The following is a 22467-nucleotide window of genomic DNA, read 5'->3' on the forward strand; positions in this document are numbered from 1 at the left end:
ACGACCTGAGCTCTTGGAACCTCGTAAGTCTCGCTTGAGTAAGGTTGGATTTTCTCTATATTTCCTCGTCCAATTCCGAACTTGACTATCTGATTTTAAGCCATATTTTTTCACGATAGAGGACATCCCTCCACTTTGTCCGCTGAGGTAGTCTTCCACTACCTGTAACTTAAACTCAGGTGAATACCTTGTAAAGCGACTCCCTTTTTTAGCCATAACAAAAGAACCTCCTTATAGAACAGTAGCATACATGTTTTATACTGTCCATTATAAGCGGTTCTTTTCACCTTGGGGTCGTTTTTTTCTTGTCCTTAAAAATGTTGGAGAAGGGAGAATACTTCCTGTGGCGTTCTGGCAAGGAAGTCTGCCCCATTTTCAATCAAATCTGCTTTCTTACCAAAGCCCCAGAGAGCTCCCAGTGTTTTGATACCGACTGTTTTTCCACCAATCATATCAAACTTGGTGTCACCGATGATGACAACTTGGCTCAAGTCGGCCTGGCTTTCTTTAATGGCTCGCTTGATGACATCAGCCTTGTGGTAAGAATGAGGCAGTGAGCCCAAAATACCTGCAAAATAATCGTTAATCTGTAGATTTTCAGCCATTTGCAGAGCAGTTGGCTCGTTTTTGCTGGTGGTGATATACAGGCTATAACCTGCTTGTTTCAGACTTTCTAGAAGTTCTGGGATACCCTTGTATAGCTCAACTTCGTAAATCCCCTCTTCCTTGTAGTATTGCCTGTAATAATCAATAGCGCTTGAGACATCCTCTGGCTTGACAACCGTTGCAAAGCTAACTTCAAGCGGCGGCCCAATAAAACTATCAATGACGCTCTCGTCAGGTATCTCTTGTCCCAGGCTTTGAAAAGTATGGGCGAAGGACGCTTTAATTCCCTTTGAGCTATCAACGAGCGTACCGTCTAAATCGAAAAAAATGTATTTCATAAGGGAACTCCTATTTCTGTGTAAGAAGTGATTGACAAGTTTGTCAAGTTATCAAATTCCATTTTAACTATCCAAGGAAAGACCTGTTTGATTTCTTGAAAATTCTCATAACCAAAACTAGTTTGATAGTAGTTGACAATGGTTGACAGAGCTGTTCCATGTGAGGCAATCAGTATCGTTTGTTCATTTTTCAGTAGTAAGTGCTCTAGAGCTTCGATATTTCTTTTTTGAACTTGAGCCAGCGATTCCCCATTTTCTAGTTTGTAGGAAAAATCTGCCCATTGCTTTTCTGAAAAAGTTTCAAAATCCTCAATCCAACCATTGTCAATTTTACGTTCACAAAAGTTGTCAACTAAAACAATCTCTTTCTGACGAACTTGAGCTAGTGGTTGAATGGTATCTACAGCACGTTTATAAGGACTCGAGTAAAAACCGTCAATCGAAATATTTGAAAAGAAGTTTACAAGTTTCTGAGCATCTTGTAAACCTCTGCTTGACAGCTCGCGCTGAATAGCATCATGGTTGTTATAGTTTGGCTCTGCATGACGAACAAAATAAACAGTCGTTCCCATTTTATTCTCCAAAAATTTCTGCTTGTAAACGACGACCAGTAGGAGTTGTGGCAAGACCTCCTTCAGCCGTTTCACGAAAGGCTGCTGGTAGGCTAGATCCGACTTGGTACATGGCGTCAATGACCTCGTCAACGGGGATTTTAGACTCTATACCGGCGAGTGCCATATCTGCCGCGATAAAGGCGTAACTAGCCCCCATAGCATTGCGTTTGACACAAGGTACCTCAACCAAACCTGCGACAGGGTCACAAATCAGTCCCAGCATATTTTTGATAACAAAGCAGATTGCCTGACTAGCCTGATAAGGGCTTCCGCCAGCCGCCAAAACTAGAGCAGCTGCACTCATGGCTGAGGCAGAACCGACTTCAGCTTGACAACCACCTTCAGCTCCAGAGATAGAGGCATTGTTGGCGATGACTAAGCCGAAAGCTCCAGCAGCTAATAAGAAGTTTAATTGTTCACTTTCTGACAGCCCAAGTTTTTCAATGGCTGAGGTGAGAACAGCAGGCAGGCAGCCAGCACTTCCAGCCGTTGGTGTGGCACAAACTAAGCCCATTTTCGCATTGTGCTCGTTGACAGCAATAGCGTTTCTAGCAGCAGTCAAGACAGTGTAATCGGACAAGGCTTTGCCTGTCTGGATATAGCGGTGTAGTTTAGCAGCATCGCCGCCCGTCAAGCCGCTGCGAGATTTGCTCTCGTCCAAACCCAGTTCAACAGAGGCTTTCATAACTTCCAAATTTCGCTTCATTAGCCGCAAAACTTCGTCTCGCTCACGACCAGTTAGTTCGTGTTCGGTAGCAATCATGAGCTCCGCTACGTTTCCTTGAAAATCTAGGCTAGCTTGTTCCACCAATTCTTTAATCGAATAAAACATATTTCCTCCTATTTGAAGAAATTCACATTGTGAAGATGAGGGATTTTTCGGATTTTTTCAATTGCTTCTTCACAATTTCTGGAATCCACTTCAATAATCATAATCGCTTTTTCTCCAGCTTTTTCCCGTGTTACATTCATCTGAGCGATGTTGATATCGTAGTGAGATAGCTCGTCTGTTACTCGGGCAATCATACCAGGTACATCTTGGTGGACGATGATAATAGTTGGAGTGTTCATGCTTAGTGAAACTGCAAAGCCATTCAATTCTGTGACTTGGATATTTCCTCCACCGATAGAAATTCCTGTCACGCTAATGGTTTTATGGTCATTTTTGATAGTTATCTTAGTCGTGTTTGGGTGAGGAGCATTGCTCTCCTTTTGAATGGTCCAGACAATCTTGATTCCCCTTTTGTGAGCAATTTCTAGGCTATTAGGAATGTCTGGGTCATCCGTATCCATGCCGAGTATTCCTGCCACTAGAGCCAAGTCTGTTCCATGCCCACGATAAGTTTTCGCAAAGGAGTTGAAAAGCTGAAATTCTACTTCTGTCGGTTCATCATCAAAAATAGAAGAAACGATTTTACCAATACGAACGGCTCCTGCCGTATGGCTGCTAGAAGGACCGATCATCACAGGTCCGATAATATCAAAAACGGATTGGAATCTTAAAGATTTCATAGCTACTCCTTGTATATAGTCTTTCTTTATTATAACAGAGTTAGGAGACATGATGTAGTTTTTTTGATCTCAATTGTTAATTTTTCTTATAATACTCTTAAAACAAATATAAATATGCTGTCTTTTATTCTCTTTTCAATCTGACTGTAATATTCTTAATTAAATTCATAATTATTTGCAACAAAAGGAAGGTAAGATAGACACATCACAAAAAAGGAGAAAATAACAATGAATGTGAAACAAATAAAAAAATCAAGAAAAATAACTTTAGCAGGTTTAGCTGTGGTAGCAGCTTTCTTAGCACCAAAACTAGTTAGTGCTGACAGCTATACGGTTCAATCAGGCGATACCCTGTCTGAAATTGCGAAAACCCATGGAACTACTGTAGAGAAGATTGCTGAGATTAATAAGATTGATAATATTCATTTTATTTCAGTTGGTCAAATTTTGGAACTGGATCAGGCTAAAGAAAATAACACACAAACATCATCGGCAGAAACGACTTCAGCTTCAGCCGCAACAGAAGTGAATACAACATCAGGTCTCAGTACAGCAGATGCTGAAGCAAAAGAATGGATTGCTCAGAAGGAGTCGAGTGGTAGTTACACCGCACAAAATGGTCAATATTATGGCCGTTATCAACTGACAATTTCTTATTTGAATGGTGATTTATCGCCAGAAAATCAAGAAAAAGTCGCAGATGCTTATGTAGCGGGTCGCTATGGTTCATGGTCGGCTGCTAAAAACTTCTGGTTGGCTAACGGCTGGTACTAAAAATAGAAAGTTTCCGATAAGACAAAAGAACCTTGGCTTAGCCAAGGTTTTTATAGTTTACAGAAGTGTAAATAAGATTGACAATCTCTAATTTTAATCATTGTTATTTGTCCTATTTTCTCAATCGTGCTATAATAGAGCTTGCTTCAGCCGACCTTCAAATCGTTGAAAGCAAAAAACACGACCTTCAATCGTGAATAACGAAAAGATGGGAGAACACTATGAGTGAACACTCTAAAACACGTGTCGTTGTTGGTATGAGTGGTGGTGTCGATTCATCAGTGACTGCTCTGCTATTGAAAGAGCAAGGTTATGATGTAATCGGCATTTTCATGAAAAACTGGGACGATACAGACGAATTCGGCGTTTGTACAGCGACCGAAGATTATAAAGATGTGGCAGCTGTTGCTGACCAGATTGGCATTCCTTACTATTCTGTCAATTTTGAAAAGGAGTACTGGGACAGGGTTTTCGAGTACTTCCTAGCTGAATACCGAGCAGGCCGTACTCCAAATCCAGATGTCATGTGTAATAAGGAAATTAAATTTAAGGCTTTTCTGGATTATGCTATGACTTTAGGAGCCGAGTACGTAGCGACTGGTCATTATGCGCAAGTGGAGCGTGATGAAAATGGTATTGTCCATATGCTTCGTGGCCTTGATAATAACAAAGACCAGACTTATTTCCTCAGTCAGTTGTCGCAAGAACAGTTGCAAAAAGTGATGTTTCCGTTGGGGCATTTAGAAAAGTCTCAAGTGCGAGAAATTGCTGAAAAAGCAGGACTAGCAACCGCTAAGAAAAAGGATTCAACCGGTATTTGCTTTATCGGTGAGAAAAACTTCAAAGAATTTTTGAGCAATTATCTGCCAGCCCAACCAGGTCGTATGATGACTATGGAGGGGCGTGATATGGGACAGCACGCTGGACTGATGTATTACACCATTGGTCAACGTGGGGGGCTTGGTATTGGCGGACAGCATGGTGGCGACAATGAGCCTTGGTTCGTTGTTGGGAAAGACCTTAGCAAAAATATTTTGTATGTTGGCCAAGGTTTCTATCATGACAATCTCATGTCAACTAGCCTTGACGCTAGTCAGGTTCATTTTACAAATCAAGTTCCAGAAGAATTCACTTTGGAATGTACAGCTAAGTTCCGCTATCGTCAGCCTGATGCTAAAGTGACAGTTACTGTAAAGGGTGACAAGGCGACTGTCAACTTCTCAGAACCACAAAGGGCTATTACTCCAGGACAAGCGGTAGTCTTTTATAAGGGCTCAGAATGTCTTGGTGGTGGTCTGATTGACAATGCCTATAAGAATGGCAAGGTTTTGCAGTACATTTAGATTGACAAATTTTTTGATTTTGCTACAATAACATTAGCGAAACTTGTGATGGTCAAAGCTCATGAGAGTTGCAGGTTTTTTTGTCCTGCACTCTTGAGGTTTGACTTTTTTTGTGGAATAGAGGAAAAAGTGGTACAAGATTTCCGAACTAGAGTAGATAACCAAGTCTTTGGAGTCAGAGCGACAGCCTTGATTGTGAAAGATAATCAGATTTTGCTGACCAAAGATGATAAAAATAAATATTATACCATTGGTGGAGCAATCCAAGTTGGCGAAAAGACAGAAGACGCTGTCAAACGTGAAGTGAGAGAAGAGCTAGGAATTGAAGTGGAAATTAAGCAGCTTGCTTTTATTGTTGAAAATCAGTTCTGTCAAGATAGTGTCAATTTCCATAATATTGAGTTTCACTACTTGGTAAGTCCAATAACGGAGCCTCCTTTGAAAATGAAAGGAGATGAGAAAGAGCAAATTTGTGAGTGGCTTGAGCTTGATAGATTGACAGACTATGATGTTGTTCCAGATTGTTTAAAGCAAAAATTACCAATTTTTTCAGGAGAATTGCTACATATCATCCCCAAAAATGATTGACAAAGTTGTGAACAAAATTGACAAAATGATAGAAGAAAGGAAGAAAAATGACACATCAGTTTACAGAAGAATATGATATTATCGTTATTGGAGCAGGACATGCTGGGGTTGAGGCCTCACTTGCAGCTAGTCGTATGGGCTGTAAAGTTCTACTAGCAACCATTAACATAGAAATGCTGGCTTTTATGCCTTGTAATCCGTCAATCGGTGGCTCGGCAAAGGGAATTGTCGTCCGTGAAGTGGATGCTTTGGGCGGCGAAATGGCTAAAAATATTGACAAAACTTATATCCAAATGAAAATGCTCAATACTGGTAAAGGTCCTGCTGTCCGTGCCCTTCGAGCTCAGGCTGACAAGGAACTTTATTCTAGAGCCATGCGTAAAACGGTCGAAAATCAAGAAAACCTGACCCTGCGTCAAACTATGATTGACGAAATTTTGGTAGAAGAGGGCAAGGTAGTTGGAGTGAGGACAGCTACTCAGCAGAAATATGCGGCAAAGGCTGTCATTGTAACGACAGGGACAGCTCTGCGTGGGGAGATTATCATTGGTGACTTGAAATATTCATCAGGGCCTAACCATAGTTTAGCTTCTATTCCTCTGGCGGATAATTTGCGTGATTTGGGCTTGGAAATCGGTCGTTTCAAGACGGGAACGCCACCACGGGTCAGGGCCTCGTCTATCAATTATGAGGTGACGGAAATTCAGCCGGGCGATGAGAAAGCCAATCATTTTTCTTATACCTCGCGTGATGAAGACTATGTCAAAGACCAAGTGCCTTGTTGGTTGACCTACACAAACGAAACCAGCCATGAAATTATTCAAAACAATCTGCACCGTGCGCCCATGTTTTCAGGAGTGGTCAAGGGAGTAGGCCCGCGCTATTGCCCCTCTATTGAGGATAAAATCGTTCGTTTTTCGGATAAGGAGCGGCACCAGCTTTTCCTAGAGCCTGAAGGGCGTGACACCGAGGAAGTTTATATTCAGGGCTTGTCAACCAGCTTGCCTGAAGACGTACAAAAAGACTTGGTTCATTCCATTAAAGGCTTGGAAAATGCTGAAATGATGCGGACGGGTTATGCTATTGAGTACGATATGATTTTGCCACATCAGCTGCGGGCAACGCTTGAAACCAAGAAAATATCTGGTCTCTTTACAGCCGGGCAGACCAACGGTACGTCTGGCTATGAAGAGGCTGCAGGTCAAGGGATTATCGCAGGCATCAATGCGGCTTTGAAATTGCAAGGGAAAGCAGAGCTGATTTTGAAGCGGAGTGACGGCTATATCGGGGTGATGATTGATGACTTGGTGACCAAGGGGACGATTGAACCGTATCGTTTGCTGACTAGCCGAGCGGAGTATCGCTTGATTCTTCGTCATGACAATGCGGATATGCGCTTGACAGAAATGGGTCGCGCCATTGGCTTGGTGGATGATGAGCGTTGGCAACGTTTTGAAATCAAGAAAAATCAATACCTAACAGAAATGAAGCGCTTGGAGTCTATCAAGTTAAAGCCTGTAGCAGAGACCAATGCTAGGGTGGTAGAACTTGGTTTCAAACCTTTGACGGATGCTGTGACTGCTAAAGAATTCATGCGTCGGCCAGAAGTGACCTATGCAGATGTAGTGAAATTTATTGGCCCAGCGGCAGAAGAATTGGACGAAAAAATCATTGAACTGATTGAAACGGAAATCAAGTACGAGGGCTATATTTCTAAGGCTATGGATCAAGTTGAAAAGATGAAGCGAATGGAAGAAAAGCGCATTCCAGCTAGCATTGACTGGGATGATATTGACTCGATTGCGACTGAGGCACGGCAGAAGTTCAAAAAAATCAATCCTGAAACGATTGGACAAGCTAGTCGTATCTCAGGTGTCAATCCAGCAGACATCTCTATTTTAATGGTCTACTTAGAAGGGAAATCGCGCAGCATTTCAAAAAATCAAGCAAAAAATAGATAGTAAAAGAGCCAATTAGGCCCTTTTATTATTTTTAGATATGAAGTTACACAACTCATTTGAAATGAATGGAAAAAATAGAATATTGACACTTTTGTAAAGCTGTGTTTACAAAAAAAGAAACACTTGTAAACGTGCTGTAAATAATTATTCTTTTAGTTTAAGAAGATTTTTAACTAAAAGCATCATTTTCTATTTTGTTATTATACTAAAAGGCAGTTGCTACTCGCTTTTTTTGCCACTTTATGGTAAAATGGCGTCCAAGAGGTTTATGATGAAAAAAATTCGTTTAGCTCCGATTCACTTTATAATTTTGGGTTTGATCTCTTTTGGAATATTAGCCCTTGTGGAAAGATTATCTGACGATGGGATGGCTGTTCTTTGGGCTGCTCTTCTTATTTTGACAGGTTTAATAGTGCTCTTCATTTATCAACAACAGCTCTACCAGATCAATGAAGTCGAGCATATTCAATATATCAATGATCAAGCTGAAGACAGTTTAACCTCACTTCTTGACAAAATGCCGGTAGGTGTTTTCAAGGTAAGTGAAAAAACTGGCGAGGTTGAATGGTTTAACCCTTATGCAGAATTAATTTTGACGACGGATGATGGGGATTTTGATCAGGATATTATCAAAAAACTCCTTCAATCATCATTCGAGGAAACGGGTCACTATGTAACGATTGGTCAGCAACGCTATGCGGTATATTTGGATCAGGCGTCTCATGTTGTCTATTTTTTCAATGTTTCAAATGAGTATGAAGCAACTGTTGGTTTGGCGACGACTCGACCTGTTATTGGGGTTGTTTCGGTTGATAATTATGATGACTTGGAAGATGCAGTATCGGACTCTGATATTAGTCAGATTAACAGTTTTATAGCAAATTTTATTTCTGAATTTGCGGAACGCTATCAGATTTTTTACCGTCGTGTTGGAGTAGATCGTTTTTATCTTTTTACAGACTACACTGTTTTGCAACAGCTTATGGACGATAAGTTTGCTATTATTGACCAATTTCGTTCAGAAGCGAAAGAACGCGAACTGCCATTGACACTTAGTATGGGCTTTTCTTATGGTGATGGAAAGCACGATGAAATTGGTCGTGTGGCTCTTTTGAATCTCAACATGGCAGAGGTACGTGGAGGAGATCAGGCTGTTGTCAAGGAAAATGATGAAAGCAAAAACGCTGTTTATTTCGGTGGGGGTACTGCTTCCGCTGTTAAACGGACTAGAACGCGAACGCGAGCGATGATGACAGCCATATCGGATAAAATTAGAAGTGTGGATCAGGTTTTTATTGTCGGTCATAAAAATCTAGACATGGACGCCTTGGGATCGGCTGTGGGGATGCAGGTTTTCGCTGGGAATGTTATTGATCGAACTTATGCCGTTTATGATCCTGAGCAGATGGCTCCAGATATTGAGCGAGCAGTTAACAAACTAATCGCAGATGGGGTGACAAGTCTTCTGCCGGTTCAAGAGGCAATGGCTATGGTAACCAAGCGTTCACTCCTCATAATGGTAGATCATTCTAAAACACACTTAACCCTATCAAGAGAGTTTTATTCCCTTTTTAGTCAGACAATTGTGATTGATCATCATAGGCGGGATGAAGATTTTCCAGATAATGCTCTTATCACCTATATTGAGAGTGGGGCAAGTTCAGCTTGTGAATTAGTGACGGAATTAATCCAATTTCAAAAGGCGAAAGCAAATCGCCTAAGCAAGATTCAGGCTAGTGTCCTCATGGCTGGAATGATGTTAGATACTAAAAACTTTACTTCACGTGTGACCAGTCGGACTTTTGATGTGGCTAGCTATTTACGCACACGCGGTAGTGATAGTGTTCTGATACAAGATATTGCTGCAACGGACTTTAATGAGTATAAAGCTGTTAATGAACTTATTCTCAAGGGTGAGAAGATTATGCCAGATATTTTGGTGGCTAAGGCAGATGAGGATAAAGTTTACTCAACGGTGACTATCAGTAAAGCAGCTGATAGTATGTTAGCTATGTCGGGGATTGAGGCGAGCTTTGTGATTAGTCGAACAAGTGAGGGAAATGTGTCTGTGTCCGCTCGTAGTCGTAGCAAGGTGAATGTTCAGCGGATTATGGAGGAAATGGGCGGCGGTGGTCACTTTAATTTGGCAGCTGCGCAGATTGAAGGTAGAACCATCGACGATATTGCTCGGGAATTAACAGAATTAATTGTCAGTGAAGTAACAAAAGATAAGGAGACCCCAGAATGAAGGTTATTTTTCTAGTGGATGTTAAAGGTAAAGGGAAAAAGGGTGAGATTAAGGAGGTACCAACTGGTTACGCTCAAAATTTCTTGATTAAGAAAAATCTTGCTAAAGAAGCGACAGCTCAAGCGATTGCCGAGTTGCGCGGTAAACAAAAATCGCAAGAAAAAGCTCATGCAGAAATGGTTGCAGAGGCACAAGCAATTAAGGCCAAATTGGAAGAAGAAGCGACGGTTGTCGAATTTACCGAAAAAGTGGGACCAGACGGTCGGACTTTCGGCTCAATTACCAGCAAGAAAATTGCTGAGGAATTACAGAAGCAATTTGGAATTAAAATTGATAAGCGAAATATTCAAGTAGATCATCCAATTCGGGCGATTGGTTTGATTGATGTTCCAGTTAAAATTTATCAAGATGTAACAGGAGTCATCAATCTTAGCGTTAAGGAAGGATAGTTTATCAGGATTAAGGAGAGGCTATGGCAGAGATAGAAGAATTGCGGCTGCAGCCGCAAGATATTTTGGCGGAGCAGTCTGTGCTAGGCGCTATCTTTTTGGATGAGAGTAAGTTGGTCTTTGTGCGAGAGTATATCGAACCAACAGACTTCTTTAAATATGCTAACCGCTTGATTTTTAAGGCCATGATTGACTTGGCGGATCGTGGAGATGCCATTGATGCAACGACGGTCAGAAATATTTTAGACAGCCAAGATGATTTGCAAAATATCGGCGGTTTGACTTACTTAGTTGAAGTAGTTAATGCAGTACCGACCAGCGCCAATGCAGAATACTATGCTAAAATTGTTGCAGAAAAGGCGACCTTGCGTCGCCTGATTTCGCGTTTGACAGAGTCTGTCAATCAGGCTTATGAAGCAGCAAATTCGGCGGATGAAATCATTGCGAGTGCCGAAAAAGCATTGATTGATGTTAGCGAGAATGCCAACCGCAGTGGTTTCAGAAATATAAAGGATATTCTTAATCTAAATTTTGAGAGCCTTGAAGTGCGTTCGCAACAGTCATCTAGCATTACAGGAATTGCGACGGGTTATCCAGAATTGGATCGTATGACGACTGGTTTGCATGAAGAAGAACTGATTATTTTGGCAGCTCGTCCCGCTGTGGGGAAGACAGCCTTTGCCCTCAACATTGCTCAGAATATCGGAACTAAGTTAAATAAATCAGTGGCGATTTTTTCTTTAGAGATGGGGGCTGAAAGTCTGGTCGATCGGATGCTGGCATCTGAAGGTTTGATTGAGTCGCACTCCATTCGGACGGGACAATTAACCGAGGAAGAATGGCAGAAGTATACTATTGCTCAGGGAAATTTGGCTGGCGCAGGGATTTATATTGATGATACACCGGGGATTCGGATTACCGAGATTCGTTCGCGGGCGCGTAAGCTGGCTCAAGAAACAGGGGATCTGGGTTTGATTTTGATTGACTATTTGCAGTTGATTACAGGAACTGGGCGGGAAAATCGTCAGCAGGAAGTTTCTGAAATTTCGCGTCAATTAAAGATTTTAGCTAAGGAATTAAAAGTTCCTGTGCTTGCTCTCAGTCAGCTCTCGCGTGGTGTGGAGCAACGTCAGGATAAGCGCCCCGTGCTGTCAGATATTCGTGAGTCGGGCTCAATTGAGCAGGATGCGGACATCGTTGCCTTTCTCTATCGTGATGATTATTACGAGCGGAACGGTGGAGACGAAAATGCTATTCCCAACAACAAGGTTGAAGTCATCATTGAGAAAAACCGGAGTGGGGCGCGTGGGACAGTCGAGTTAATTTTCCAGAAAGAGTATAATAAATTTTCAAGTATTTCCAAAAGGGAGGGCTAAAGTATGAGTGATGCATTCACAGATGTTGCAAAAATGAAAAAAATCAAAGAGGATATTAAAAATCATGAGGGTGGACTTGTGTCCATGACTCTAGAGAATGGCCGTAAGCGCCAAAAGGATAAAATTGGCCGTTTAACAGAGGTTTATCCATCCCTTTTTATCGTGGAATATACTCAAGATGGGTCCATCCCTGTTGAAGGCTCAACGACCTACGTGGAATCTTATACGTATTCAGATATTTTGACGGAAAAGAATCTGATCCGCTATCTGACTGATGAAGAAGCAGCTGAATTGAAAGGATAGCTATCCTAAGCAAAACGGTTGACATTTAGTCATGTTTGCGCTATCATGAATATACAATATATGGGAGTCTGTGTACAGTCTGAGAGGAAGTGTAAGCTTCGACCGCACCTGATCTGGGTAATGCCAGCGTAGGGAAATAAAAGATTTGATGCTAAAACTTAGTATCATCTATTTTGATGAGGTAATCATGCGACGCGATTTTCATAGGAAAGTCGCGTTTTTGTTATAGGAGAAAATGAAATGAAGGCGAGCATTGCTTTACAAATTTTACCTTTGACGGCAGGCGAAAGTCGCTTGGCTGTGATTGACAAGGTCATTGATTTTTTAAATCAACAACAAGTGAAAACGGTTGTCACACCCTTTGAAACTGTTCTAGAAGGAGAGTGGGAAGAGCTGATCCATATTCTCCAACAAGCTATAGAACTGGCAGGAGAAGAAGCGGACAATATCTTTGCCAATGTGAAAATAAATTATGGAGAGATTTTATCAATTGATGAAAAACTTGAAAAATATCGCACGACAGCAGATTAGCCTGCTAGGAATGCTAGCTCTGCTCTTACTGTGGCAGTTACTGGGCTTTCTGCATTTGCTGCCCAAGTTTATTTTACCGACGCCTTTGGAAATCTTGGCTGCTTTTGGGCGCGATAGTTCGCTCCTCGCCTTTCATACTTGGGCAACCTTGAAAGTCGCCCTCTTGGGGCTCTTTTTAGGCGTGTTAATCGCTTGTCTGCTAGCTGTGCTCATGGATAGCCTATCTTGGCTCAATGATTTGATTTATCCGCTCATGGTGGTGGTGCAGACCATTCCGACTATTGCCTTGGCGCCAATTTTAGTCCTGTGGCTGGGTTATGGTATCTTGCCTAAGATTGTCCTTATTATCCTGACAACAACCTTTCCAATCATTGTCAGCATTCTCGACGGTTTTAGGCATTGCGATAAGGACACGCTTCTGCTCTTTCAGCTCATGCGAGCCAATCGCAGGCAAATTCTCTGGCATTTTAAAATTCCAGCCTGTCTGCCTTATTTTTACGCGGGCTTGCGGGTCAGCGTTTCCTACGCTTTTGTCACAACCGTTGTGTCGGAGTGGCTGGGCGGTTTTGAAGGGCTCGGTGTCTATATGATTCAGTCTAAAAAGCTTTTTCAGTACGACACCATGTTTGCCATTATTATTCTGATTTCGCTGATTAGCCTCCTGGGCATGAAATTAGTCGATGTCAGTGAAAGATACGTCATTAAATGGAAAAGAGCCTAGTCTCTTCCACAAAAAAGGAGAACATCATGAAAAAATGTCGATTTTTATGGACAAGTTTTAGTGTAGCCTTGCTTGTTTTGCTAGCTGCTTGTGGGCAAAAGGGTGGGCAGTCTGCTGCTGGGCAGAAAATTGATTTTATCCTCGATTGGTCACCCAACACCAATCATACGGGGCTTTATGTGGCCAAAGAAAAGGGTTATTTTAAGGAAGCGGGACTGGATGTGGACATCAAGTTGCCGCCCGAGGACAGTACGTCTGACCTGATTATCAACGGCAAGGCGCCTTTTGGGATTTATTTTCAAGACTCCATGGCGAAAAAGTTGGAAAAGGGGGCAGAGATTACAGCAGTAGCTGCTCTGGTTGAGCACAATACCTCAGGCATTATTTCCAAAAAATCTGCCAATATCAAGAGTCCCAAAGATTTGGCTGGCAAAAAATACGGCACTTGGAATGACCCGATTGAGCTGGGCATGATAAAGACTTTGGTTGAGTCGCAAGGCGCTGCTTTTGACCAAGTGGAAAAAGTTCCTAACAATGACTCCAATTCAACGACGCCGATTGCAAATGGCCTTTTTGATGCGGCTTGGATTTACTACGGCTGGGACGGGCTCATGGCTAAGTCGCAGGGAATGGAGACCTATTTCTTCTACATGCGCGACTATGTGCCAGAATTTGACTACTATTCGCCAGTGATTATCGCCAACAACGACTATCTGAAAAACCATAAAGAGGAAGCCAAAAAGCTGGTTCAGGCGATTAAAAAAGGCTATCAGTATGCCATGGAACATCCAGAAGAAGCGGCTGATATGCTCATTAAAAATGCACCAGAGCTCAAAAGCAAGCGTGATTTTGTCCTTGAGTCGCAGCAATATCTCTCCAAGCAATACGCTGAAAAGAAAGAAAGCTGGGGGCAATTTGATGCAAGCCGCTGGAATGCTTTCTACAAGTGGGCAAAAGACAATGATTTGGTCAAAAAAGACCTGACAGACAAAGGATTTACCAACGAATTTGTGAAAGATGACAAAAATTGAGATTAGAAATGTAAACTATGCTTACGATAGCGAAAAAATTTTACAGGATATAAGCCTGCAAGTGGCTTCGGGCGAAATTGTCTCTATTTTGGGGCCGAGCGGCGTGGGCAAAACGACCCTCTTTAACTTGATTGCAGGGATTTTGCAGCCGCAGGCAGGCTCAATCATCCTTGACGACCAAGAAAATCCCAAGGGGCGGGTCAGCTACATGCTGCAAAAGGACTTGCTCCTGGAGCACAAGACCGTTCTTGGCAATGTTGTCCTGCCCTTGCTCATTCAAAAAGTGCCCAAAAAAGAAGCGTTCGAGCGGGCAGATGAGATTTTGTCTACCTTTCAGCTGGACGGTGTGCGGGACAAGTATCCGCATGAACTGTCAGGCGGCATGCGGCAGCGCGTGGCTTTGCTGCGTACCTATCTCTTTGGGTACAAGCTCTTCTTGCTGGACGAGGCTTTTTCTGCCTTGGACGAATTGACCAAAATGGAGCTGCACCGCTGGTATCTGGATATTCACGAGCGGCTGGGCCTGACGACTCTCATTATCACCCACAGCATTGAGGAAGCGTTGACTCTGAGTGACCGGATTTATCTCTTGAAAAATCGTCCCGGACAAATCGTGGCAGAGCTAGACTTGGCTTGGACGGACACCGAAGACAAAGAAATCCAAAAGCTAGCCTACAAGCAGGAGATTTTAAGGATTTTGGGGTTGGAGTAAAAACTACTCCAACTTTTTGTTATAATGAGATTAAAAGAGAGGAGTAAGGTATGCAAGATTTATTTCACATGGGACAGATTTTTAAGGAATTGCGGATAGGAAGAAATATATCGTTAAAAGAAGCTACAGGAGATCAATTTTCATATTCTATGCTCAGCCGATTTGAAAATGGAGAATCTGATTTATCTGCTCAGAAACTACTGGTTGCACTTGAAAATATACGTACAGACTTGTCGGAATTTGTTTATCTAGTAAGAGGTTTTAAACCAACAGCTTATACTCGTTTAAAGAGAGAAATTTGGCATTATCAGGAAAAAAAAGATCAAGAAAGTCTAACTAAATTATATGAACAAGAAATTACGAATTATCAAGCCAATCCTAAACAACCTTATCATTTGTTGAATGCTATCCTTATCAAAGGTCATATGGTTATGTTTGATGAGAGTATTGAAGCTACGTCGGAGGAATTATCTTTCTTATATGACTATCTTTTTTCTGTTGAGATATGGGGACTTTATGAGTTGAGTTTTTTTGCGGATGTTTCGCCTCTTTTGAACTTAGATCTTTATTTTCGCTATACGAGGGAAATGTTACAAAGAGTCGATTTTTTTGTAAGCCTAGAGGAGCATCGAACCTACATTCAATCAATTTTACTAAATGGTTTTCTTAAGTCGATTGATGAAAAGAATAGTATGCGCGCTTCGTATTTCCAGAAGAAAATAGAGGAGTATTCTTTTACAGAAAATAGTATGTATCTCAGGACTGTACATTTATTTGCAACAGGACAGTTTGAGCACGTCAAGGGAAATCAAGCACAAGGAGTTTCTAAAATGAAAGATGCAATTCGAATCTTTCGACTATTGAACTGTACAGAAAGTGCTGATTACTATGAAGAGGGGCTGAAAGCCATATTGAAAATTTGAATAAATGCAAACACATATTATTTTTAGGAATAAATAATTTATACAAAACTAGTGTAGGGGTTAGCCTTAGACTAGTTTTTTTTGTATAAAAAAGTTCTTTGAATATTTTCAAAGAATCAGCAAGATGGTAAAAATCAGCTATACTAGTTTTATCAAATGAATGGTAAAAGCATAACAAAAGAGTTAATGATAAGTTGTGCAATCCTGTCTGATAAGGATGAAAAGTTGCAAAAAGAGCTCTTATGTGTTGTAGGACATTATAAAGAAATTATAGGTGAAAAGAATGCGTCTTTTAAAAACAAATCCACTCTACCGAGTGATAACCATCTCACGTATGCTGAGTAGTTTAGGTTCTTATATTTATAATCTTGTATTCGTGATTTATGCTGCCAGTATGCCTCATAAAAATATAGCAATTTTTATTGCTAATCTTATTATGGTATTGCCAACCATGTTTACTTTTTTTGTAGGTATTCAGGCTGATCGAACAGAAAAAAAGGCTCGAAACCTTCTTGTTATAGGTTTTATACAGGCTGTTCTTTTTCTCTTAGTCGCGATTATTATTGCCAATCAAACTTTTTTGATTTTTTCTACAGTGTGTATTATAAATCTAGTAACGGATATATTGAGTGATTATTCAGCTGGTTTGAGAATGCCTATTATTCAAAATAATGTGGCAAAAGATGACCTTTATGTAGCTTATTCGTTTACTCAATTTACATCTTATATTTGTAATATCGCAGGTCAAACTTTTGGAGTTTGGTTATTGACAACATCTGGAAATAATTTTGCTTTGGTGGCCTTGGTAAATGCTCTATCTTTTCTAGTTTCTTCCATTGTCCTCTTGCGTCATCGTCAGGTGTTAACACATGAACCAGTTCAGAAAAAGGAAAAGGAATCCTTGTTTGTTCTCTTACATGTAAATTTTAGACAAATGGAAAGGATTTTTAAAGAGGCAGAAGGCACCTCTTTAATTAGGCTCTTATCAGCAATTCTTTTAATGAATGCAGTTGGTGGGGCAATTACAGGGATTTATAATTTTTACTTTTTGGAACACACTTTATTAGGATTGAGCTATGGTCAATCTTTACTAGCGATAGAGATTATCATGCTTGTTGGAGCTATTTTAGGAAGTTTAGTGACTAATGATTATTTTAGTAAGCAATCTTTTTCTTTCTTGCTTTCTTGTAATAGTATTTTATTTACACTTGTTGGTTTAGTAAATCTTTCAGGAATTGCCGATTGGTTGGGGCTAATTCTTCTGTTTTTGGCAGCTTATTTGATGGGGAAATCTATGCCTAAGTTAGATGCTCTTCTTATGGCTAATCTTCCAGCAGATACATTGGCACAGAGCAACAGCTTATTGACAATGCTTTTTACTCTAACTTTGCCACTAGGAACGGCGGCATTCTCTCTCCTTGCTACTGTCAATATGAAATTATGTTGGTTAATATTTAGTTTCATAGCAGCTATAGCAATGATTATTGCCATAGTTCGTCCCACAAAGCAACCTCGGACTTGAATAATTGAGTTTATCTCTTGAAAAATCGTCCCGGGCAAATCGTGACAGAGCTAAACTTAACTTGGACAGATACCGAAGACAAAGAAATCCAGAAACTAGCCTATAAGCAGGAGATTTTAAGGATTTTGGGGTTGTAAGCTCAAGCTAAATGTGTTATAATAGCTTTCGTGCGAAATAATAGCAGGGCAAAATAAAGCTCGTCAACAGGTGTCTTGAAAGACAAGTAACCTTGGCTGTTTAGGCGAAGGGCATCTGCACGAATTAGGTTTGCTCAAGATTATTTCCCTCAAAAATAATCTATCAGGAGGACATAACATGTCACGTTATACAGGACCGTCTTGGAAACAAGCACGTCGTCTCGGCCTTTCATTGACAGGTACAGGTAAAGAGCTTGCTCGCCGTAACTATGTACCAGGTCAACACGGACCAAACAACCGCAGCAAATTGTCAGAATACGGTTTGCAATTAGCTGAAAAGCAAAAACTTCGCTTCACCTACGGTGTTGGTGAAAAACAATTCCGTAACTTGTTCGTACAAGCTGCAAAAATCAAAGAAGGAACCCTTGGTTTCAACTTTATGACTCTTCTTGAACGCCGTTTGGACAATGTTGTTTACCGTCTTGGACTTGCAACTACTCGTCGTCAAGCGCGCCAATTCGTAAACCACGGTCACATCCTTGTGGACGGCAAACGCGTGGATATTCCTAGCTACCGCGTATCTGTCGGTCAAGTCATCTCTGTTCGCGAAAAATCAGCTAAAGTGCCAGCTATCCTTGAAGCAGTTGAAGCAACTCTTGGACGTCCAGCTTTCGTATCATTTGATGCTGAAAAATTGGAAGGATCACTCACTCGCTTGCCAGAACGCGATGAAATCAATCCAGAAATCAACGAAGCACTTATCGTTGAATACTACAACAAACAACTTTAATTTCGATTACAAAAAGATTGGGTTTCCCAGTCTTTTTTTGTTTTGAAAATGAGCTGGGTTAATCTTATTCTTTTTGAAATATTGTCACAGAACGTCGTCTGTTTGTTATCTTTCCTTAATAGTGGCTTGTTATGATAGAGTTACTCAAGGAAAGGAAGAACAAATATGAGACAGTTTAAGATTTCAAATCACAAGATAGTAGAAGTGAGCCCACAGGCAGATTTGACAATTAAAAACTTTCGCTTTAAAAAGAAATCAAGGTTATTGGAAAAAATATCACAACTTCTGCTGACAGGAAGAATTACATAAGAAAACAGGCTGTCTTTGTGCAGCCTGTTTTTTAGAATTATTATTTGCGATACTGTTTGATCAAATGAATAATAAGGAAAAGAAGAATAAGAAGACCAATGAGAAAAATGAGAGATAAAAAGAAAGATATAATCATAGCCCGCCTCCTATTTGTCATGACATCCTACTTACATTATAGTATTAAAATTTGTTTATACATGGAATAGGAGGTCTAATTTAACATTTTGACCAAAAATTGAGCCATCTCTTCAGGGCTTTCTACTGTACCACGCGCGAGCCACATTTGGCAGACACCGAAAAAGGCATTGGTGAAATAGATCGTACTATACTCTTGCTCGGTGCGGGTGAGTTCTTCATGATGGTTATTATAACGCCCTTGTAAATCCTGAGATAACATAAGTTGGAGTTTATGACGTAAAAAAGTTTGAATTTCTCTCGTTCCATTTTCTGACAAAAGACTAGCAAGAAGCGGTTCTTGTTTGAGCAGACCAAAGACATGGACGATCGCTTCATACCGGTCTTGACCATAAGTATCAAAAATATGCTCTAACTCAGTAAATAGTTTTTCTTGATAACGCTCAATCATATCATATTTATCCTTGTAATGAGTATAAAAGCTGCTCCGACTAATCCCAGCTGCTCTTGCCAACTTAACTGTGCTAATCTGGTCAAAAGAGTTTTCTTGTAGCAGTTGAACCATGGCTTGTTCAATGATCTTTTTTGTTTTGAGGCGTTTGTTACTTTCCATTTGAAAGTCTCCTTTTCATAAATGATTATACAAAATTATACACTGTGTCTAAAAATTAATTTTAAGACTTGCAGAAATTTTCTGAAAGGGTATAATCAATTATATCAAAAATTTAGACAATGTGTTTAAAAAAGGAGCAAAAATGTTTAAAGAATGGAAGGCAATTTTTAAAAAACCACTTTTTATTGTTGTAATGGTGGGGATCTCCCTCATTCCAGCGCTTTATAATGTGATCTTTTTGAGTTCGATGTGGGATCCATATGGGAAAGTGTCTGACTTGCCTGTCGCCGTTGTCAACAAAGATAAGGCAGCTAGCTTTAATGGTAAAGAGTTGACGATTGGTCAAAATATGGTCAAGTCGCTTAAGAAAAACGAAGCTCTTGATTATCATTTTGTTAGTGAAAAAACTGCTAAGGCGGGTTTAAAAGCGGGTGATTACTATATGGTGATTACCTTGCCGAGTGACTTGTCGCAAAAAGCAGCTAGCATTTTGACCAGCCAGCCTGAGCAAATGACGATTGACTATCAAACCTCGAGCGGGCATAGTTTTATCGCTAGTAAGATGAGTGATAGCGCTATGGAAAAGCTAAAGTCAACTGTTGCAAAAAATATAACTAACACTTATACAAGTAGTCTTTTTGAAAGTATGGGAACCTTGAAAGAGGGTATCAATCAAGCAGCAGGGGGAAGTACACAAATAGCTGAAGGAGCAACTCAGTTGCAGGCTGGAAGCCAGACGATTACCACAAATCTGACTACTTTAGCAAACTCTAGTCTGACTTTTCAAAATGGGGCAGATAAACTGACTACAGGGTTGACAACTTATACCGATGGGGTCAAGACTCTATCTAATGGCCTGGGAACTCTCTCAACAGGTTTGGAACAATATACTGACGGAGTTAGTCAACTTAGCCTAGGCTTAAATCAGTTGATTCCCGGCATTAAGCAATATACAGGAGGGGTCAGTCAGCTGAATGCTGGTCTAACTGCTCTAGATGCTGCTGCGGGACAATATCAGGCAGGGTTATCCCAATATACAACTGGAGTTGGTCAACTTAGTACAGGTTTGGGAACAGTATCAACAGGCTTAAACCAGTACACGACAGGGGTAAATAATTTATCCGTGGGAGCGGCTGAGCTCAACAACCAGTCTCAACCTTTGGTAGATGGGGCAAACCAGTTGGCAGCTGGGCTTAAAAAATTGAGCGATACGGTCAACTCTAACTCTCTCACAGAAGAAGATAAGGTTCAGTTAACCAGCCTTTCGACTAGCCTGTCCAACCTGCAAAGCAGTCTAGCAAATTTACCAGACCAAGTGGGAGGGCAAAGTAATATTGCTGCTGAAATAGATAATATGATAACAACGGCGCAGAATATTGTTACAAGTGCTCAAGCGGATCAAACAACGGTATTGACAAATATTCAGGCAACAAGCGCCTATCAGAAATTATCCGCTGATGAGCAGGCAGAACTAACAACAGCTGTGAATCATTCGCCTAGTCAAGTGGTTAGTCAAGCGCAGGCAATGATCAGTACTTTAACCAGTATGAAAACTAGTCTAGCCACAAATACGATGACAGATCTGACAGGTCTAAAATCTTTAGTTGGTACGGCAAATACGGATACAGCTAAGCTAACGGCAATAATCAATGCTTCATCACAAATCCAGACTGTACTTAATACTCAACTGGTTCCTGCAAGTAGCAAGCTCGCTAATGGTGTGACTAGCTATACAGCAGGTGTAGGTCAAATTACCGGTAGTGCCAATATTTTGGCAAGCAAAAATGATCAGCTGAATCAGGGTTTTGGCAATCTAGTAACGGGTGCTGGAGCCTTAGCAGCTAACAGTGCGAGCATCGCAGCAGCTACCAACCAATTAACCACAGGCATTACAACAGTGACCGATGGTTCGGCTACTCTAGCAGGTAAAAATGATCAATTGAATGCAGGAATTGGCAAAGTAGCCATGGGTGCAAATACCCTTGTGAGCAAAAATGACCAACTAACATCTGGGACAAATCAAGTAGCCGCAGGTGCGAACAAACTAGATACTAACTCAGCTCAACTACTTTCAGGGAGTCAACAGTTGTCTGATGGGGCGACTAAAATTGCGGACGGTTCAGAAAAATTAGCAGATGGTAGCTCTACCTTGACGGATGGACTGGGAAGTCTGGTGACAGGTGCTGCTCAGCTCGGTCTTGGTTTGAGTAGCGCAGGAGACAAGCTCGGTACGGTTACTACTAAGGATAGCAATGCGGATCTGCTCGCGAATCCTCTGACCTTGAAGAAAACAGACAAAGATAATGTCGGCAAAAACGGAGTAGCTATGGCTCCATACATGCTATCGGTTGCTCTCTTTGTCGCAGCCTTATCAACCAATATGATTTTTGCAAAATTGCCGTCTGGTAAGACGCCAAGCAGTCGTAGAGAATGGCTCAGAAGTCGTCTGGAAGTCAATGGTGTTATTGCTGTGATAGCAGGTGTTTTGGTCTATGGAGCAGTTCATTTGATCGGACTCACAGCTAATCATGAAATCAAAACTTTGCTTCTACTGGTTCTTACTAGCGTAACCTTTATGGCACTGGTAACAGCTCTAACAACCTGGAACAACAAAGTAGGGGCTTTCTTCTCCTTGATTTTACTTCTTCTTCAACTGGCATCAAGCGCCGGAACTTATCCGCTTCAGTTGACCGAAAAAATTTATCAATGGATCAACCCAATCTTGCCTATGAGCTATAGTGTATCTGGATTGCGACAAACGATTTCTATGGGCGGTGCCATTAGTGGGCAAATCACCTTCTTAACTCTTGCTTTGCTTGTTTTCGTCTTAGCTGGTTATATGGCATATAACCCTCAAAAAGCTTTAGCAGAGAATGAATAAGAAAAGGGAGTGGGACAGCTCCAATAGTCTGGGAGACTATTGGAGGTTGT

Annotated in this window: 22 protein-coding genes and 1 pseudogene; 17 read left to right on the forward strand and 6 right to left on the reverse strand. The window is 41.1% G+C overall.

The window, feature by feature from the left end; all coding sequences use genetic code 11:
• The 5 genes from A3I3_RS0103180 to sdaAB all read right to left on the reverse strand — a co-directional run.
• Positions 1–216, reverse strand: a 216-nt coding sequence (locus tag A3I3_RS0103180; protein ID WP_018371293.1) for a helix-turn-helix domain-containing protein, incomplete at its 3' end; no start/stop codon positions are given.
• A gap of 95 nt (positions 217–311) precedes the next feature.
• Positions 312–944 carry an HAD hydrolase-like protein gene (locus tag A3I3_RS0103185; RefSeq protein ID WP_018371294.1) on the reverse strand — a complete coding sequence of 211 codons (633 nt, stop codon included), beginning with the start codon at positions 942–944 and terminating at the stop codon, positions 312–314.
• Positions 941–1516, reverse strand: coding sequence for a histidine phosphatase family protein (locus tag A3I3_RS0103190; protein WP_018371295.1), 576 nt, complete (start codon positions 1514–1516; stop codon positions 941–943). Before A3I3_RS0103190 ends, A3I3_RS0103185 begins: the two co-directional genes overlap by 4 nt.
• Before the next feature lies 1 nt (position 1517).
• Entirely contained in the window at positions 1518–2390 is an 873-nt protein-coding gene (gene sdaAA, locus A3I3_RS0103195) for an L-serine ammonia-lyase, iron-sulfur-dependent, subunit alpha (RefSeq protein WP_018371296.1), read from the reverse strand.
• A gap of 8 nt (positions 2391–2398) precedes the next feature.
• A complete protein-coding gene (gene sdaAB, locus A3I3_RS0103200) occupies positions 2399–3070 on the reverse strand; it encodes an L-serine ammonia-lyase, iron-sulfur-dependent subunit beta (RefSeq protein WP_018371297.1) in 672 nt (223 codons plus the stop codon).
• Between the two features lie 228 nt (positions 3071–3298).
• Here sdaAB and apf point away from each other — a divergent pair, with 228 nt between their 5' ends.
• The 16 genes and pseudogenes from apf (at position 3299) to rpsD (ending at position 18479) form a co-directional block, all read left to right on the forward strand.
• Positions 3299–3844, forward strand: coding sequence for an aggregation-promoting factor (apf, locus tag A3I3_RS0103205; RefSeq protein ID WP_018371298.1), 546 nt, complete (start codon positions 3299–3301; stop codon positions 3842–3844).
• Between the two features lie 221 nt (positions 3845–4065).
• Positions 4066–5187, forward strand: coding sequence for a tRNA 2-thiouridine(34) synthase MnmA (gene mnmA, locus A3I3_RS0103210; protein WP_018371299.1), 1122 nt, complete (start codon positions 4066–4068; stop codon positions 5185–5187).
• 129 nt (positions 5188–5316) lie between these two features.
• Complete coding sequence (locus tag A3I3_RS0103215; protein WP_018371300.1) at positions 5317–5775, forward strand: NUDIX hydrolase; 459 nt, start codon at positions 5317–5319, stop codon at positions 5773–5775.
• A 47-nt stretch (positions 5776–5822) separates the two neighbouring features.
• The gene (gene mnmG / locus A3I3_RS0103220; protein ID WP_018371301.1) at positions 5823–7736 is read left to right on the forward strand and encodes a tRNA uridine-5-carboxymethylaminomethyl(34) synthesis enzyme MnmG; all 1914 of its coding nucleotides are present in this window, start codon (positions 5823–5825) and stop codon (positions 7734–7736) included.
• A gap of 271 nt (positions 7737–8007) precedes the next feature.
• On the forward strand, positions 8008–9984 hold the full coding sequence (locus A3I3_RS0103225; protein WP_018371302.1) for a DHH family phosphoesterase: 1977 nt from the start codon (positions 8008–8010) through the stop codon (positions 9982–9984).
• Positions 9981–10433 (forward strand): 50S ribosomal protein L9, encoded by a 453-nt coding sequence (gene rplI / locus A3I3_RS0103230; RefSeq protein ID WP_018371303.1) that lies wholly within the window; start codon positions 9981–9983, stop codon positions 10431–10433. Before A3I3_RS0103225 ends, rplI begins: the two co-directional genes overlap by 4 nt.
• Positions 10434–10456: 23 nt before the next feature.
• Positions 10457–11809, forward strand: a complete 1353-nt coding sequence (gene dnaB, locus A3I3_RS0103235; protein WP_018371304.1) for a replicative DNA helicase — start codon at positions 10457–10459, stop codon at positions 11807–11809.
• A 3-nt stretch (positions 11810–11812) separates the two neighbouring features.
• Positions 11813–12112, forward strand: a complete 300-nt coding sequence (locus tag A3I3_RS0103240) for a Veg family protein (protein ID WP_018371305.1) — start codon at positions 11813–11815, stop codon at positions 12110–12112.
• A gap of 240 nt (positions 12113–12352) precedes the next feature.
• Positions 12353–12643: a thiamine-binding protein gene (locus A3I3_RS0103245; protein ID WP_018371306.1), complete on the forward strand. Its 291-nt coding sequence runs from the start codon at positions 12353–12355 to the stop codon at positions 12641–12643.
• Entirely contained in the window at positions 12606–13364 is a 759-nt protein-coding gene (locus tag A3I3_RS0103250) for an ABC transporter permease (protein ID WP_018371307.1), read from the forward strand. The genes A3I3_RS0103245 and A3I3_RS0103250 overlap by 38 nt, the downstream gene beginning before the upstream one ends.
• 26 nt (positions 13365–13390) lie before the next feature.
• Positions 13391–14395, forward strand: coding sequence for an ABC transporter substrate-binding protein (locus tag A3I3_RS0103255; RefSeq protein ID WP_018371308.1), 1005 nt, complete (start codon positions 13391–13393; stop codon positions 14393–14395).
• Complete coding sequence (locus tag A3I3_RS0103260; RefSeq protein WP_018371309.1) at positions 14382–15107, forward strand: ABC transporter ATP-binding protein; 726 nt, start codon at positions 14382–14384, stop codon at positions 15105–15107. The genes A3I3_RS0103255 and A3I3_RS0103260 overlap by 14 nt, the downstream gene beginning before the upstream one ends.
• 50 nt (positions 15108–15157) lie before the next feature.
• On the forward strand, positions 15158–16030 hold the full coding sequence (locus A3I3_RS0103265; RefSeq protein ID WP_018371310.1) for an Rgg/GadR/MutR family transcriptional regulator: 873 nt from the start codon (positions 15158–15160) through the stop codon (positions 16028–16030).
• Between the two features lie 283 nt (positions 16031–16313).
• The gene (locus A3I3_RS0103270) at positions 16314–17552 is read left to right on the forward strand and encodes an MFS transporter (RefSeq protein WP_018371311.1); all 1239 of its coding nucleotides are present in this window, start codon (positions 16314–16316) and stop codon (positions 17550–17552) included.
• An 8-nt stretch (positions 17553–17560) separates the two neighbouring features.
• Positions 17561–17689: pseudogene (locus tag A3I3_RS10795) on the forward strand (ABC transporter ATP-binding protein); the annotation flags it as partial.
• 178 nt (positions 17690–17867) lie between these two features.
• Positions 17868–18479, forward strand: a complete 612-nt coding sequence (rpsD, locus tag A3I3_RS0103275; protein ID WP_018371312.1) for a 30S ribosomal protein S4 — start codon at positions 17868–17870, stop codon at positions 18477–18479.
• A gap of 520 nt (positions 18480–18999) precedes the next feature.
• Here rpsD and A3I3_RS0103290 read toward each other — a convergent pair.
• Entirely contained in the window at positions 19000–19536 is a 537-nt protein-coding gene (locus A3I3_RS0103290) for a TetR/AcrR family transcriptional regulator (protein ID WP_018371315.1), read from the reverse strand.
• A 142-nt stretch (positions 19537–19678) separates the two neighbouring features.
• Here A3I3_RS0103290 and A3I3_RS0103295 point away from each other — a divergent pair, with 142 nt between their 5' ends.
• Complete coding sequence (locus A3I3_RS0103295; RefSeq protein WP_018371316.1) at positions 19679–22417, forward strand: YhgE/Pip domain-containing protein; 2739 nt, start codon at positions 19679–19681, stop codon at positions 22415–22417.
• Positions 22418–22467: the final 50 nt, after the last annotated feature.

The organism is Streptococcus massiliensis DSM 18628 (assembly GCF_000380065.1).
GTDB classification, from domain to species: Bacteria; Bacillota; Bacilli; order Lactobacillales; family Streptococcaceae; genus Streptococcus; species Streptococcus massiliensis.

Coding starts and splice junctions, on each gene's coding strand:
- apf (WP_018371298.1), top strand. CDS start 3,299: ATGAATGTGAAACAAATAAAAAAATCAAGAAAAATAACTTTAGCAGGT.
- A3I3_RS0103265 (WP_018371310.1), top strand. CDS start 15,158: ATGCAAGATTTATTTCACATGGGACAGATTTTTAAGGAATTGCGGATA.
- rpsD (WP_018371312.1), top strand. CDS start 17,868: ATGTCACGTTATACAGGACCGTCTTGGAAACAAGCACGTCGTCTCGGC.
- sdaAA (WP_018371296.1), bottom strand. CDS start 2,390: ATGTTTTATTCGATTAAAGAATTGGTGGAACAAGCTAGCCTAGATTTT.
- A3I3_RS0103295 (WP_018371316.1), top strand. CDS start 19,679: ATGTTTAAAGAATGGAAGGCAATTTTTAAAAAACCACTTTTTATTGTT.
- dnaB (WP_018371304.1), top strand. CDS start 10,457: ATGGCAGAGATAGAAGAATTGCGGCTGCAGCCGCAAGATATTTTGGCG.
- rplI (WP_018371303.1), top strand. CDS start 9,981: ATGAAGGTTATTTTTCTAGTGGATGTTAAAGGTAAAGGGAAAAAGGGT.
- mnmA (WP_018371299.1), top strand. CDS start 4,066: ATGAGTGAACACTCTAAAACACGTGTCGTTGTTGGTATGAGTGGTGGT.
- A3I3_RS0103245 (WP_018371306.1), top strand. CDS start 12,353: ATGAAGGCGAGCATTGCTTTACAAATTTTACCTTTGACGGCAGGCGAA.
- A3I3_RS0103250 (WP_018371307.1), top strand. CDS start 12,606: ATGAAAAACTTGAAAAATATCGCACGACAGCAGATTAGCCTGCTAGGA.
- A3I3_RS0103260 (WP_018371309.1), top strand. CDS start 14,382: ATGACAAAAATTGAGATTAGAAATGTAAACTATGCTTACGATAGCGAA.
- A3I3_RS0103185 (WP_018371294.1), bottom strand. CDS start 944: ATGAAATACATTTTTTTCGATTTAGACGGTACGCTCGTTGATAGCTCA.
- A3I3_RS0103190 (WP_018371295.1), bottom strand. CDS start 1,516: ATGGGAACGACTGTTTATTTTGTTCGTCATGCAGAGCCAAACTATAAC.
- A3I3_RS0103240 (WP_018371305.1), top strand. CDS start 11,813: ATGAGTGATGCATTCACAGATGTTGCAAAAATGAAAAAAATCAAAGAG.
- A3I3_RS0103225 (WP_018371302.1), top strand. CDS start 8,008: ATGAAAAAAATTCGTTTAGCTCCGATTCACTTTATAATTTTGGGTTTG.
- mnmG (WP_018371301.1), top strand. CDS start 5,823: ATGACACATCAGTTTACAGAAGAATATGATATTATCGTTATTGGAGCA.
- sdaAB (WP_018371297.1), bottom strand. CDS start 3,070: ATGAAATCTTTAAGATTCCAATCCGTTTTTGATATTATCGGACCTGTG.
- A3I3_RS0103270 (WP_018371311.1), top strand. CDS start 16,314: ATGCGTCTTTTAAAAACAAATCCACTCTACCGAGTGATAACCATCTCA.
- A3I3_RS0103290 (WP_018371315.1), bottom strand. CDS start 19,536: ATGGAAAGTAACAAACGCCTCAAAACAAAAAAGATCATTGAACAAGCC.
- A3I3_RS0103255 (WP_018371308.1), top strand. CDS start 13,391: ATGAAAAAATGTCGATTTTTATGGACAAGTTTTAGTGTAGCCTTGCTT.